The following is a 13043-nucleotide window of genomic DNA, read 5'->3' on the forward strand; positions in this document are numbered from 1 at the left end:
TGGATTTTCATCCAGTCAGCAGGGCTCCGACATTACTGTCGGGACGGCAGGATTTGAAACCGCGGCCCCTTGTCCCCGGGACAGAGGCCACGTCGGGCCACCTGCACCGAATCTCCCGGTGTTCAGAACCAGCAGCGACAGAAAGGACACAAGAGAAATAATCCTTCCACTTAAAACAAAGGACGGATGCGCCGACGCTCCTTAGTCTACCCTTTTCGACCTCGCCTCCCAAGCCTCCCGCTCCTCCGCAAGCTCTGCCGCCTTCTTCAGCGCCTCTTCAATCTGGGGATCAGTAGATAGGCCTGCCGCAGCGGAGTCCATCACGACCACCATGTCGGCCACGCGCCCCGCCTTCCGGAGGTCTTGCAAGAGTTCTCTGACTCGACCTGGAGCGTCAGACCTTCCGGCGGTTTGGAGAATGTCGTGAGCGCTACCACTATTTCCCGTGGCTCGCAGAGAATGGATAATTGCGATAGTCTCTTTCGATGACGCCCACAGCCCAACAGCCTTTATGACTCTAGCAGCATCAGTCCGGTTTCCCGCCTTTGCGCAAGCGAGAATAAGGTCCAACACGTCCGACGCCGGACGCAAGCTTGCGGCCCCTATCAGGACCCTAACCGCATCATTGCCGCGATCTACCTCACGAAGCCCTATCACCAGGTCGATTATTTCGGGAATTGGCCGAACCCTTGAGAACGAAATAATCACCTGCTTTACAGCTTGGTGAGAGTCCGAGAGGCCAAGAGCGGCGATAATCTCAATTATGCTCGACACCGACTGGTACCGCCCAGCACCGTCCGCTACTTGAGTATATTCCGCAGTGCGACCCAAACCAAAGAGCAGTCGAATATAGCTTACAATATTCTCTGCACTTTTAGATTCAATAACAGTGATGAAGTCGGCCACTTCCTCGGGCGAGGGATGCAGATGCCCATCCCCCCTCCTTTCAGGTTGAGCAGGCTTCACATCGGGGCCTTCAAAGACATCAAGGGTGCCCGTAAAGACTTTGCCTCCATCACGAAGAAGGTCGGGACGACTAGTGAAACTCGCGCCGCTACGCAGCATAGTTGTCTGATCGTTCTCTGCGGTCAACTCGACAGCTGCCCTCCGCCCCTCCGGCGCAATGGACCGGCATCCGACATTCTTGAAGATGCAAATGCCTCCCGAGTTGTTCCTGTTTCGCTGCTGCGGCTCCGGGAAGGACCTCGCACCAAGCGATTCACATAGTTGATCATAGACGCTACTCATGGTCAGCAGGGCCGGCTCCCCTGGTATCCCATTCTCGAGTATATCTATCAAGGCCCCAGTGAAGGCTGTGTAGATCTCTCCGGGCGGCGATATCGCCTTCCTAGTCTCCGCTGTCGCGGTTAACACAAATGTCCCAGCAATGTTCGTACTATTGCCTACTTTCTGCGCAGACATGCCGCCATCCAGGGCGAGACCACTCCAACAGCAATCCAAGATAACGACCCTGCGCTTCGCCCGGGCGTTTCCTCCACTTCCCCGCCTAAGCACCAGACTCCTTAGGTCTTCGTAGCGAACCGCCCGGTCAAGCCTAGAGGCACTGGAATCCTGGAGAGCCAAATATAGTTCTCCCGTAGTGTCATGGGTTAGGCCGTGCCCGAGAAAGTAGAACAACAACGTGTCAGTTGCTTCGTCAACCGCACTATGGAGGGCGTCAAATATCTGGTCTCGCGAGGGTTGAAGGAGTTCAGTGCACCTCTCAACAGGCAATCCCCATATTCGGCCGTCCCTCAGATTCCTTGTGAGACGAGTCACGCTACGCTCAACTGCTGGCAGGTCCTCAAGATGAGCATAGTTGTGCACACCGATCAGAACTGCCCCAGAGGCTAATGGATCGGACAGCTCGCGCACGGCTAGTCCTGCTGCTCATCGGCGCCCGTGTCCTCCTGCGCCATATTCAGTAACCTAGTAAGCCTCTGGATGTCTTGATCATCGGCCCCATCGACTACTGCAGAATAGTTGCCGGATTTGATACGCACTGAAACACCAGATGGCCGCGTCTCTCGCCAGTTGACGATGGCTAGCGCCAGGGAGGATAGGTCGACCACGCCATTGAATACGGCCTCGATTAGATCCAAACCCAACCCCATCTCCCCGGGGAGGTTCGAATCGGACTTATGAGTCAGGGTAATTCGTTCCTGCACATCTGGATCACTGTTAAGCCAGCGACTAAGAGATTTGAGCTCGAGTCCACTTTCATCATTCTCGACAACTAGGTTGGCCAGCATAGGTTTCTAACCTCTCAGGTGTCTCTTTTTAGGCTCCGTTGAATTTCAGCGAGATGCTGCTATGGATGGTTCGTAGGAGCATCTGGATGCTGACTGTGGAGCCCGTACGTCTAGCGTCACGCCGGGAGTCCGGCGGCGCATCCGGGCCTCAGGTCGACGCTCTCACTGTGACCGTGTGGACGCCCGAGGCCGAGGATCGGTTACTGTCGTCATCAACCACGGCAAGCCGGCGTAGTAAGATCCGCTAACCTCAGGCCAGAGCGGAACACGCACACTGCGCGTCGGCATCTGTCGGAGATCTGACGGTTCGCGACCAGACACAGTAGCCGGAAGTTCCCACAGACAAGACCGATGGTGATGCAAAGCCACAACAGCTATCAAGCGCGCAGCGCCGCCGATCTGCCAGCGACCCGGCTCAGAGACAACGATGGCAACCGTTCCGCATGTGCTTCATAGAGCGCTCACCAGTGGCCCCTCGCCCAAGCAGTTTCAGCACTCGGCCTGCGGACCCGTGTCGGCAGACCACCGCTGCGCCCGGCGATCTCGTGGGCAAGGGCGCCAAGGGCAGGCGCCGTCGGACCCGCCCCTGATGCCGGAGATCCGGGATCTGGTCGCCCGACGCCTCGACGTAATCAGTCCCGATCCGATGGCCAAGCTCACTGGGCCGCGGGGCGGACGGATCACGTCTGCCGTCCTGCGGGACGCGACGCACGGGGACGAGGTGGTGGTGGAGCTCGGCTTCGAGCACCTGCGCCGACACGACCTCCGGCACACCGGGCTGACGTGGATGCCGACGCCGGGGTCCCGCTGCACGTCCTGCGGAAGATCGCCGGGCACAGGTCGCTGACAACGACACAGCGCTACCTGCACCCCGACCGGCGGGCCATCGAGCGGGCCGGCGAGGTGTTGAGCGCGCACCTGAGCGGCCCGCGCAGGGCGCCTGGTCCCGAAGTGGTCCCGCCGGACTCCCCCGGCCGACACCTGCGGCTCGTCCGCTGAACTGGCCGCAGAAACGGCAAAAGCCCCGCTGGCCTGGACTTACGTCCAGTCAGCGGGGCTCCGACATTCCTGTCGGGACGACAGGATTTGAACCTGCGACCCCTTGACCCCCAGGCGCATCGCCAGGGCCACCCACTGCCAACGAGTCCTGACAGTGCCATCGAGTGGCTGGCGCAGCAAGACCTCGATGAGCGCGACGTAGCGCCTCTGCCCGTGGCTGTTGATGTCGGCGGTTGTTGTCGGGCAGGAAGGCCATGCCGCCAACACTGCTCACCAGTCGTGCAAGGTGAGCAGAATCCTCGCTACTGCGGCGGTTACCTGAAGAACATTGGCGCTACGGTTCAGCCACCGGTCCGCCATCGGCTGGCCCGACAGTTCCTGTCCACGGTTGGCCCCCTTGATCAATCGGAGCAGCCTCTTGAGTGTGTGCACGGGTGTCCTCACTTCTGTTCGAGATCTGGCGGGACGGATCGCCCGCTGATCCCATGTGAGCAGTCGAGGCGCACTCAGTTTCCAGATGACCTCGGGGGGTTCTTCAGAGCAGGCTGGGGCGCTACGGTGCCCGGCATGTCCCGCACTCCGCCCAGCACCGCCGACCTCCAGTTGATCGCCTACGCCGCCGATCTGGGCGTCGAAGTCCGCCCTCGGCAGTTGGAGCGCTGGCGTAGCCGGCCCGACCCGCTGCTTCCCGGCAACCCCCGTTCCTACCCTGGCCGGGTTGCCGGCGGGGGCAGCGCATCGGCTGCGGACCCGTCAGTCGGTGACCTGGTCGTGTGGCTCGGCCGGAACCAGCGGCCCGGTGGCAGCCGGGAAAACCTGGCCCTAGGGGCGTTCGGTGCCGGCCTGCCAGTACCTGAGACCACCGTGCGGGCGGTGCTCGCACGCCAGGTATCCGGCCTCGGCCGCGGTCTCATGACGGACCTGGGCCCACTGCGCGACGGCCAAGAGCTGGACGACTGGATCGGAGACGGCGCTGACCGGTTCGCCAGCCGTGGCGCTCATAGGGTCACTGTGGTGGTCCGCCGAATCCAGAAGATCAACAAGGCGCTGCGCGCGATGCCTGCCCTGGCCCCACTGTGGGAGTACGCGCAGGGGTTCGACGCCGGCGCCGGCGCCGAGCACCTGGACAGTGCCGGGGTTATGTTCCACGCCGCGATGGGGATCGCACAGGGGGCGGACGGCGTCAGCAGAGAGACAATCGGACGGGCCGCCCGGAGCCATCTCGGCTCCAACATGCCCAACCCCGGCGCCTACCTCATCGAGAACAACGAGGACGACCCACTCGCAGCACTACGCCACCAGCCGACGCACCAGCTGCCCGGACTGCCCGAATCCAGCATTCTCAACCACATCTATTCGCTCGCCCTCGACGCTCCGCTCGATGACCTCCATGCGGCCTGGACAGCGGCCGGCTCCATCGCTCCATGGGCTGACCGCCTGTGCACCGCGGTGGAGGCGGAGATCGCGATAGGCGAGCCGGGAGAGGCCGCCCGCGAGTGGACGATGGGAGTACTCGTGGGCTTTACCACGCTGCTGCTGCGGGAAGGGCTACTGGAACCGGATCCGACACCGAGCCAGCAGGCCGCCTCCGCGCTCGGCCTGCTGTTCCAGGCGCGCGGCGTGAACGAGGCCCTGGCAGCGGCGGACGCGGATGGCCGGGAGCGCGCTGCCCTGCTGGCGCCGCCGTTCCTACGGCCGCTGCTCGCCCTCTGAGCCTGTGGATCTAGCCCAGATCCTGCCGTCTCAGAGGCTTCACCCCTTGACCCCAGATCGCGCCGGAATCTGTTTACGCTGGTCAGGGCTGTCCCGGCGCACGCCGAGTCGCCCGTCTGCCTTGCGCCCGTTCCGGCGCGCGCACGGCGTGTGGTCCCGCCCTGGTCCCGCGGTCCGAAGTGAACTGCCCCCCATGTCTTTCGCTCCTGAGGCCGTCCCGGCGGTTGCACGAAGCCTGCGCCGCATACGCGGTCCTCCCCCATGATGGGCCCTGAGACTGGGGGCGCTCATGAGCATTACGGCAGTCGGTCCGGATGGATACCGTGCCCACCAGGTCACGCATGCCCCGCCATCTCGCGTGCTCAGCCACGCGCGCATCGATCCGTGAGATCTGGGATGGGGTTAGAGCGCGTGATCATCGAAGGGAGTGCCCGAAAGATGTCCCAGATGAGGTGAGGCGCTAGGAGATGTGACTGACCTTGGCTAACATGCCGGGTAGTCACGCAGCCGCGCCTAAGACCCCGTGAGATGGAGCAGAGGTGCACAAGCCGGACCTAGCCCGCGATTCCATGGCGGTGGTCGTCCTGGGCGGCTTTGAGCCGATCAAGATCACGCCTCGCTGGCTACGACAAGAGAACCTAATCGGCCCAGAGGACTACGAGTCCTTCGAAGTCGAGATCATTAGCAGTAGTGCAACGATTGTGACCTTCGACACTATCCAGGTGAAGGCACTACCCGACACCCTTCAGGTTGGCAGTGATACGTCCGCCGATGCAGAAGCGGTTCGAGACCTTGCTGTAGGAATTCTGCTGTCTGGCGGCGCTACCGAGGTAGCGGCTCTGGGAATCAACCGGATGGTTCATTTCTCGGCCGACAGCGGCCGAAACCATATCATCGGCGACAGTCTCGCCCCAAAGGACATGTGGAGCGAGGTCCTGCCACTTGCCGGATTGCAGAACTTGAATATCCGCGGCGCCCGCGATGACGGGTACGGCGGGGCAGTGAATGTTCAGGTTCAACCTTCCGTGATTATTCCTTCCGGAGTATTCGTGTCGGTAAATGACCACTACAACCTGACACGGGCACCTACCCCTACGGATCGAGATAGCGTTTTCGACCCAGAACAGAACAAACCTCAGCGGTCACCCGAGAAGGTAGCAGTCGCTAGGGACATTCTTATTAATGACTTCGGGGCGTCGCGCCTTCGGGCACAGTCAATCGTTGAACATGTGGTCACGCTGGGACGCAGGGGAGGAACGACGGAATGATCACTGCCACCACTGCAAGTCAGGGCAACGTATCGCAATCTTCCACAAGTCCAGACATCCTTAAAGCGGCCCAGAGTGTCACCGCACACTCTGCAGTGACTATGCAGCCCGAGGTAGTGACTACGCAGCCCGACATTTCATTCACTCAGGGTGAGCAATGGGAAGCCCGGCCCACCACGATGGGGCGCCAACCCGCGAGGCCCGAATCCCCCGCTCCGGGGCGTATAACAGGGCTTGAGAAGTGGGAGGGTAAAATTGTTGAAATTGATGACGGGCTATTCACTGCCGAACTCTACCCTCTCGATCGCGAAGGCATGCCCATTACCGCCGATTTCGACCTTGAACTACTCGGCGATGATGCGGATGGAGTAATCCCAGGCGACGTCTTTTATCTCTCAGTGCGTACAGTCAAGGCGCCAGGAATGCGACCGCACCGCACTGAGAGCCTTCGACTGCGACGTCTAGGCCGGATCACGCCTGATGAAATTCAGGTCGCCTATGCCAAAGCTGACGCCCTGATGGAGCGCCTTGAGCACCTTTTCGACTGAGCACCCCGCCGATGATGTTATCGAGGTATCACTTTTTGGCCCCGGCAAGGGCGAGTCAATTGTGGTACATCTGGGCGCCCGTAGATGGTTGGTCGTAGACTCCTGTCGCGACCAACGAACAAAAGAAGTAGCGGCCCTTACGTATCTTCGAGGCGTAGGTGTAGATCTTGTTAGCGAAGTTTACGCGGTTGTGGCGACTCACGCCCACGACGATCACTTTGCCGGGATTGCAGAGATAGTTGAAGCTTGCACTTCGGCCGTTATAGTGACATCCCAGGCTTTGATGAGTCGGGAGTTTCTCGCTCTCGTTGAAGCCGATCGCGAGATTGCGGGACTCACCAATACGTCTGCATATCGCGAATACAGGCGCATCTTTGAACTTGCCGAGGCGCGCAGGGACCAGGCGAGCGGGAGAAAGCCTCTGCGTCTCGCCGGCGAGGGAAAGTCGCTCCTAACCCTACCGGCCTCGCCTGGAGTCTCGCTGGCTACCGTCACAGCCCTGTCTCCATCCGACGAAGCTGTGACAAAAGCGAACGAAATCCTCGCAAAGAATCATTTGCACGCAATGGGGGAGCGAACGCATCGTTCGGAATTTGACCCAAATGAAGCATCCATTGCGCTCTGGGTAAACTCGGGCGCCATTAATATCCTTCTCGGCGCAGACTTGCTCTCTGGCCCATCAGGCTGCGGATGGGGGGGTGTTCTGCATTATTTCAGCCAGGCAGAGTCTGCGACGCTCTACAAGGCGGCGCATCATGGTTCCAGCACATCGCATCACGATGGCTTGTGGACCACTCTCTTGGCGAAAGATCCAGTCGTGCTCATTGCTCCTTTTCGGCGAGGCAACGTGATCCTGCCGAAGGATAGCGATGTCGACTACTTCAAGTCCCACACAGATAGCGTCTGGACTACCTCGCCGCGCCCGCCAACCCCCAGCACCTCGTTCAAGAAGCAGGCTGCAAAGCTTGGCAGACTTGCTCAAAACCCGCGCGACCTGTCCGGTATGGTCGGGCACCTTCGAGCACGCATCCCCGCAAGTGGAGGCACCTGGAAGATCGATACCTTTCCGCCGGCCATACGGCTTTAATGTGTTTCACCACTGGCGCCGGATTTCACGAACACGAAAGAACCGGCTCTGAAGCGCTCAGCCAACCGATGTGGGCATCGCTTCTGCAGTACTGACAAGTACGCCGCGGTGCGTGGATGATCTGCTGGCCAGGCCCCTAATCTGCAGTGCCATCGTGATCACCACACGTCGGCCATACTGACCAGGCCTCGATGGTGGCTCTGTTCTAAGGCATCCTTCATCGTGGCTGAAGGCACAGGACGAGGAGAGGTGGCCAGTGAGCGAGCGCAGTCCGCGCGGTACATACCTACAGATCGCCGAAGCACTGCGTGCCGAGATCGGCGACGGTTCCGGAGCGATCGCGCTGCCATCCGAAGCTGAGCTGATGGCCCGGTACGGCGTGGCCCGCAGCACCGTCGGGCGTGCGCTCAAGGTTCTGACGGACGAGGGTCTGATCCGCTCTCGGCAGGGTGCCCGCCGGACCGTCGCAGCCACGGAAGCGATGCCCACTGTCTACGACCGGATTGCGGGCGTTATCGCCGAGGAAGGCCTGGCGCCGGGCGATGGATTCCCCTCGGAGAGCGACCTCTGCAGCCTGACCGGTGCGTCGCGGGGCACCGTACGCCGTGCGCTGGCACAGCTTGAAGGCGCCGGCGTGCTGGAGGTGCGGCAAGGCAAGGGGCGCTTTGTCCGCGCGATGCCCGACCGAGCCATCGCACCAACCACCTCCTAGGAACGGACGCCACGGTGTGGGCCTACAACCTCGCTGAAGCACTTCTCTCCAACGACCTTCCCCGCCGCTGGGCCCACTCCCAGGGAGTGGCCGGCCGGGCTCGCGCGCTGGCGCCGATCCTCGGACCGGACGCCGAGCTACTCGAAGCCGCCGCCGTACTGCACGATGTCGGGTACTCCCCTCGCATCACCAACACCGGCTTTCACCCTCTCGACGGCGCTCGGTTCCTTCGCAACGTGGAGCGGGTAGACGAGCGGATCGTACGGCTCGTCGCTCACCATTCCTGCGCGTTGTTGGAGGCGGAGGAACGAGGCCTGCGCGAGGAGCTGGAAACCGAGTTCCCGATGGAGGAGCCCGGGCTGGTCGATGCGCTGATCTACTGCGACATGACCACCACCCCGGACGGCACGTCCACCACGACGCCGGCAAGGATCGCCGAAATCGTGGGCCGGTACGGGCCAGACAGCATCGTCGGGCGGTTCATCCGCCGGGCGGAACCGGAGATCCACGCGGCGGCTCAGCGTGTGGAGCGCAGGCTGACGCTGGCTGACCCCGCGGCCTAGCCGATGTACGGCTGAACGCGATCCGGGTCGAGCGCGTGCTGGATCCGGAGCCGCATGGACGGATGAATGTCGAGGTCGTCGAGGTTCGCCGGGTCCACCCAGCGGACCTCTTTCGACTCCTCGCTCGTCCGAAGGTGCCCGCCGATCAGCCTTGCCCGGAAGCAAATGGAGAACTGCTGCCGGACCTCACCGTCGTCGTATGCCATGAGGTGCCCCGGATCGGTGTAGAGCCCGGTGACCGTCACGACTTCGACGTCGACGCCAGTCTCCTCACGTACCTCGCGCACCACCGTGTCGGCGACGAACTCGCCGATGTCGTGGCCACCACCGGGGAGCGCCCACAGCCCATTGTCCGTCTTGTGGATCAGCAGCACCCGTCCGGCATCGTCTTGGACGACGGCGACAACCGACGGGACCACCGAGTTTGCGGCCGGCGCGTTGGGGTCGTTGATGTAGTCGATCCGGCTCATGCCGCCTCGCCTTCCAGCCTCGGGGAAGTAATCCTCCGGGAACTCTCCCAGATCCGCTCGATGCTCTCCGCGTACGTGCTGAACAGCTCGCCGCCGGGCACCTGGGAGAGGTGCAACACGGGCGCCAGGTACGCCCCAACGCCGTGGACGTGGCCGTTGACGAGCATCTCGTCATCGGCTCGGTAGAGCGAGTTGTAGAGCGTGGTCGAGTGGAGACGGAACTCCACTCCGGGCACGTTGAAGATCGGCGCGTAGTTTGCCAGCGCGTTGCGAATCTTCCCGGCCATTGCCGGGCCGATCCCTTCGTCCTCACCGCGCTGCGCGACCTGGGGTGAGTCCGGCTCGCCAAGCATCATCCGGATAGGCACGCCTGCGTTCGCCTTCTCCCTGATCAGGCGGAAGAAGATCGGGTCTTCGGAGAGCCAGAAGCTCGCATAGACGACCAGGTCGAAGTTCTGGGAGGCGCCCGAGTAGAGCGTGGTCCACAACTCCTTTGGCACCACGGCACGGTGTGGGTAGAGCCTGACCAGCTCGGCGCGACCTGCCTCAGCCGTCTGGCTGGTGGTCTGCTCGTCCGACCAGAGGTCCGACAGGTCACGTTGTAGGAGGTTCGCGAGGGCGTACTGAAAGCGCCGGTACGGCCTGCGCTGGTCCTTGGCCTCGACCCATCGCTCTACTGTTCGCGCGCTGACGCCGAGACGCTCTGCGATCTGCTCGGCCGTCAGGCCGCTTGCCAGGATCGCTCCTCGGAGCCGCTCATTGGCCATGTCGCCCTCCCCTGGACGATGCGGTGGCACTTGGACGATGCGGGACGACTTGACCGTAGCGAAGCCAGCCTGAGGCCGTCCACTGGCGCCGTATCTCGACATGTCCCTACGTACGAATCTAGTGATGCGCAGTCGGGGCGGCCCTCCGACAAGAACAACGAAGGACTTGACGGAGCGTCTGTCCATCGCCATCGTAAGAGGCATGTTCAACATGTCTCGCATGGCGAGGCTGGCGAACTGACAGCCCTTCTTTGGGCTGCTCTGAACTGCGTCAACGCCCCATACGGGGTGCGCGCCAGTCGCCTGAACGGGTCTGGCGAGAGCTGAGGCGGGGGACGCTGCAATCCCCGTAAAGGCCAGGTAACAGGGGTGTTGGCCCCGACTGGCGAGGTGGCCCGGTGACCGCGAGCAACGGCCGGAGGGTGGGGGCGTGGCCCCCCTTGCAGTGCGAATTCCTTGCTCATCCGACAGAGGAGCTCCAGATGGACCGGATCATCCGCGAGTCACCGTAGGTCGCTCGCTGTGCCGTTGGCCGGTGAGATATCGACCAGCGCTCACGGTGCCCGGCGTGCATCGCTTCAGCGGTGGCACCTCGGGTTCCGCGGTCGCTCGTCGAGCGTCCGATCCGCACCTCACTACGGCTGCGACCCCGGTGCTGACACACCGGGGCCGCTCAGGGCCGTCCCGAGTGAAGGAACACGACCCGTGCGATTGATTGTTGCAGGCCAGGAGGCCGTCACGGCCTCCGAGTTCGCCGAGCTGGCCTTCGGCATCGACGTGGAGCTGTTCACCGGCGCCACCGACGAGACGCCCGCCGACTCGGCGATCCGCCTCGACGTGGCCCGGGACGTGCTGCGCGACCTGGCCCCGGAGCCGGCCCGCTACGCGAAGGCGCTGATGCGCACCGCGGAGCGCCGCCGGGTCCAGGTGTGGAAGGCGGCCGCGTGATGACCCGTTTCGTGCGCCGCGGCATCCGCGGCACCGCCCGACCGCACCTGACCGCCCGTCCGACCGGCCCCGCGCCGGTCGTGGTGGTGGCGCCGACCGCGGGCAACCTGCCCGGCGCCGCGTGCACCACCGCGGACCCGGACCTATTCTTCCCCGACCACGACACCGACCCGGACGGCGCCGCGTTCGCCGAGCGCCGCACCAAGGACATCTGCGCCGCCTGCTCGGTGCGCGCGGCCTGCCTGGACACGGCGATCGCCCGCAAGGAGCGGCACGGCATCTTCGGCGGCCTCAACCCCGCCCAGCGCGCCCGCCACGCCGCCACCCTGGCCAAGCGCGCCCAGCGCGCGAGGACGGTGGTGGCGTGATGGACAGCGACTTCCACGCAGACGAGGCCCTGCGCCGGGTCCGCGAACACGCCGCTCGGCTCACCGCCCGGATCGACCGCCACGCCGCCCGGCTGGAGGCCGAGCACAACCGAGACCGCACCGCCGCCACCGCGGCAGCCGGGGGTGCGCGGTGAGGCACACGCGGATGGACTTCCTGGCCTGGCTGGCCATGGGCGCCGCCGTGGTCGTCTCCGCGCACGGCGAGTGGGTGCTGGCCGTCCAGTGCGGCTTCCACCCGCTGGTCGCGGCCGGCCTGCCGCTCGCCCTGGACACCTACGCCATCCGCGCCCTGCGAGCCGGACGGGAGGTGTTCCTGCCCGTCCTCGGGATGATCGCCACCAACGCCGCCGCACACCTGCTCGGCGCCCAGGTGCTCCACCCCGGCTGGCAACTGATCGTCCTGGTGTCCGCCATCGCACCCCTGGTGCTGTGGCGCGTCCACGTCCTCCACGCCGCCGACACCACGACCCGGCAACCCGCCCCGGCCCCGGTCGAGCCGTCCGTACCCGCGGCCGTACCCGCCGTACCCGAGGCGTACCCGGCGCCCGTATCCGCGCCGGCGGCGGAATCGGAGCCGGAGCCCGCGGCGGCGGTTGAGCCGGTGCGGGAGTTGGCGTTCATGCCGCTCCCGACCCGCCCCACCCTCCCGTTCGCAGAGTCGGAAGTGCGTCCACAGGGTGTGGACGAGCAGACCCCCGACCCTGCCGAGTACACCGCCGATGGGGCCGATGACCTGCGGGACGGCCCGTCCGGGTGGGACGAGCTGGCGCCGGCCGCGGCCGCCGAGTTCGCCAGCCTGCTCGCCCGCGGCGACGTGCCGTCGGTGCGCACCCTGCGTGCCGAGTACGGCATCGGCCAGACCCGCGCCCAGCGGGTACAGGCCGCCCTCCGCTCCCTCACCGCCGTCGACCGCGTCCCCGCCTGACCTGGCCGCGGCCCCGACCTTCGCCCGGCCGCGGTACGCCGCATGGCCTGCGTACCTGCCCGACCCGCGTACGGCGGGTACGCCCGCCCGGCCCGTACCCGCGGCCGCACTTCCCGGCTTCCCTCTTCGACCCGACGGAGCATCCACCGTGCCCGAGAACACCACCCCCGCCGCCGCGCAGCCCGTTCTCCACTCCTGGCTGATCACCCTTCAGTTCAGGATCGGCGGGGGCTTCGGCGTCCTCACCACCGAGGGCACCATCCCCCTCGGCCCCGGAGCCAGCCGCACCGGCGCCTACCGCAACATCCGCGCCGAGCTCACCCGGCAGAACCCCGACCTGGAGCAGGCCAACGTCCTGTTCTTCTCGCTCGACCCCGACCGGCTCTGACCTTGAGGGAGACC

At 64.3% G+C, this 13043-nt stretch carries 15 protein-coding genes; 11 read left to right on the forward strand and 4 right to left on the reverse strand.

Translation table 11 applies throughout. The features are described from left to right. Positions 1–201: 201 nt before the first annotated feature. Together KSNIM_RS11105 and KSNIM_RS11110 are read right to left on the reverse strand one after the other, a co-directional pair. Positions 202–1875, reverse strand: coding sequence for a caspase domain-containing protein (locus tag KSNIM_RS11105; protein WP_263103084.1), 1674 nt, complete (start codon positions 1873–1875; stop codon positions 202–204). A 2-nt stretch (positions 1876–1877) separates the two neighbouring features. Continuing rightward, the gene (locus tag KSNIM_RS11110; protein WP_263103085.1) at positions 1878–2252 is read right to left on the reverse strand and encodes an effector-associated constant component EACC1; all 375 of its coding nucleotides are present in this window, start codon (positions 2250–2252) and stop codon (positions 1878–1880) included. 1566 nt (positions 2253–3818) lie between these two features. On the opposite strand from KSNIM_RS11110, the gene KSNIM_RS11120 reads away from it, so the two are divergent. The 6 genes from KSNIM_RS11120 to KSNIM_RS11145 all read left to right on the forward strand — a co-directional run bounded on the left by KSNIM_RS11120 (position 3819) and on the right by KSNIM_RS11145 (position 9142). Next, on the forward strand, positions 3819–4964 hold the full coding sequence (locus tag KSNIM_RS11120) for a hypothetical protein (RefSeq protein WP_263103086.1): 1146 nt from the start codon (positions 3819–3821) through the stop codon (positions 4962–4964). Between the two features lie 539 nt (positions 4965–5503). Then, entirely contained in the window at positions 5504–6232 is a 729-nt protein-coding gene (locus KSNIM_RS11125) for a hypothetical protein (protein ID WP_263103087.1), read from the forward strand. Continuing rightward, the gene (locus KSNIM_RS11130; RefSeq protein WP_263103088.1) at positions 6229–6780 is read left to right on the forward strand and encodes a hypothetical protein; all 552 of its coding nucleotides are present in this window, start codon (positions 6229–6231) and stop codon (positions 6778–6780) included. The genes KSNIM_RS11125 and KSNIM_RS11130 overlap by 4 nt, the downstream gene beginning before the upstream one ends. Beyond that, positions 6761–7867, forward strand: a complete 1107-nt coding sequence (locus tag KSNIM_RS11135; protein WP_263103089.1) for an MBL fold metallo-hydrolase — start codon at positions 6761–6763, stop codon at positions 7865–7867. The genes KSNIM_RS11130 and KSNIM_RS11135 overlap by 20 nt, the downstream gene beginning before the upstream one ends. A gap of 256 nt (positions 7868–8123) precedes the next feature. Then, positions 8124–8579: a GntR family transcriptional regulator gene (locus KSNIM_RS11140; RefSeq protein WP_263103090.1), complete on the forward strand. Its 456-nt coding sequence runs from the start codon at positions 8124–8126 to the stop codon at positions 8577–8579. A 14-nt stretch (positions 8580–8593) separates the two neighbouring features. Further along, positions 8594–9142 (forward strand): HD domain-containing protein, encoded by a 549-nt coding sequence (locus KSNIM_RS11145; RefSeq protein WP_263103091.1) that lies wholly within the window; start codon positions 8594–8596, stop codon positions 9140–9142. On the opposite strand, the gene KSNIM_RS11150 is transcribed toward KSNIM_RS11145, so the two are convergent. Beyond that, entirely contained in the window at positions 9139–9612 is a 474-nt protein-coding gene (locus KSNIM_RS11150) for an NUDIX domain-containing protein (protein WP_263103092.1), read from the reverse strand. The two genes, KSNIM_RS11145 and KSNIM_RS11150, sit on opposite strands and share 4 nt — an antisense overlap. Continuing rightward, on the reverse strand, positions 9609–10379 hold the full coding sequence (locus KSNIM_RS11155) for a helix-turn-helix domain-containing protein (protein ID WP_263103093.1): 771 nt from the start codon (positions 10377–10379) through the stop codon (positions 9609–9611). Before KSNIM_RS11155 ends, KSNIM_RS11150 begins: the two co-directional genes overlap by 4 nt. Before the next feature lie 705 nt (positions 10380–11084). Between KSNIM_RS11155 and KSNIM_RS11160 the strand changes: the two genes are divergently transcribed. The 5 genes from KSNIM_RS11160 to KSNIM_RS11180 all read left to right on the forward strand — a co-directional run bounded on the left by KSNIM_RS11160 (position 11085) and on the right by KSNIM_RS11180 (position 13029). Further along, positions 11085–11327 (forward strand): hypothetical protein, encoded by a 243-nt coding sequence (locus KSNIM_RS11160; protein WP_263103094.1) that lies wholly within the window; start codon positions 11085–11087, stop codon positions 11325–11327. Next, the gene (locus KSNIM_RS11165; protein ID WP_263103095.1) at positions 11327–11695 is read left to right on the forward strand and encodes a WhiB family transcriptional regulator; all 369 of its coding nucleotides are present in this window, start codon (positions 11327–11329) and stop codon (positions 11693–11695) included. Before KSNIM_RS11160 ends, KSNIM_RS11165 begins: the two co-directional genes overlap by 1 nt. Further along, complete coding sequence (locus tag KSNIM_RS11170; protein WP_263103096.1) at positions 11695–11850, forward strand: hypothetical protein; 156 nt, start codon at positions 11695–11697, stop codon at positions 11848–11850. Before KSNIM_RS11165 ends, KSNIM_RS11170 begins: the two co-directional genes overlap by 1 nt. Continuing rightward, positions 11847–12641 (forward strand): hypothetical protein, encoded by a 795-nt coding sequence (locus KSNIM_RS11175; protein WP_263103097.1) that lies wholly within the window; start codon positions 11847–11849, stop codon positions 12639–12641. The genes KSNIM_RS11170 and KSNIM_RS11175 overlap by 4 nt, the downstream gene beginning before the upstream one ends. Positions 12642–12789: 148 nt before the next feature. Further along, on the forward strand, positions 12790–13029 hold the full coding sequence (locus tag KSNIM_RS11180) for a hypothetical protein (protein WP_263103098.1): 240 nt from the start codon (positions 12790–12792) through the stop codon (positions 13027–13029). The last annotated feature ends 14 nt before the right edge of the window (positions 13030–13043 follow it).

The organism is Kitasatospora sp. DSM 101779 (assembly GCF_025655475.1).
Lineage (GTDB): Bacteria > Actinomycetota > Actinomycetes > Streptomycetales > Streptomycetaceae > Kitasatospora.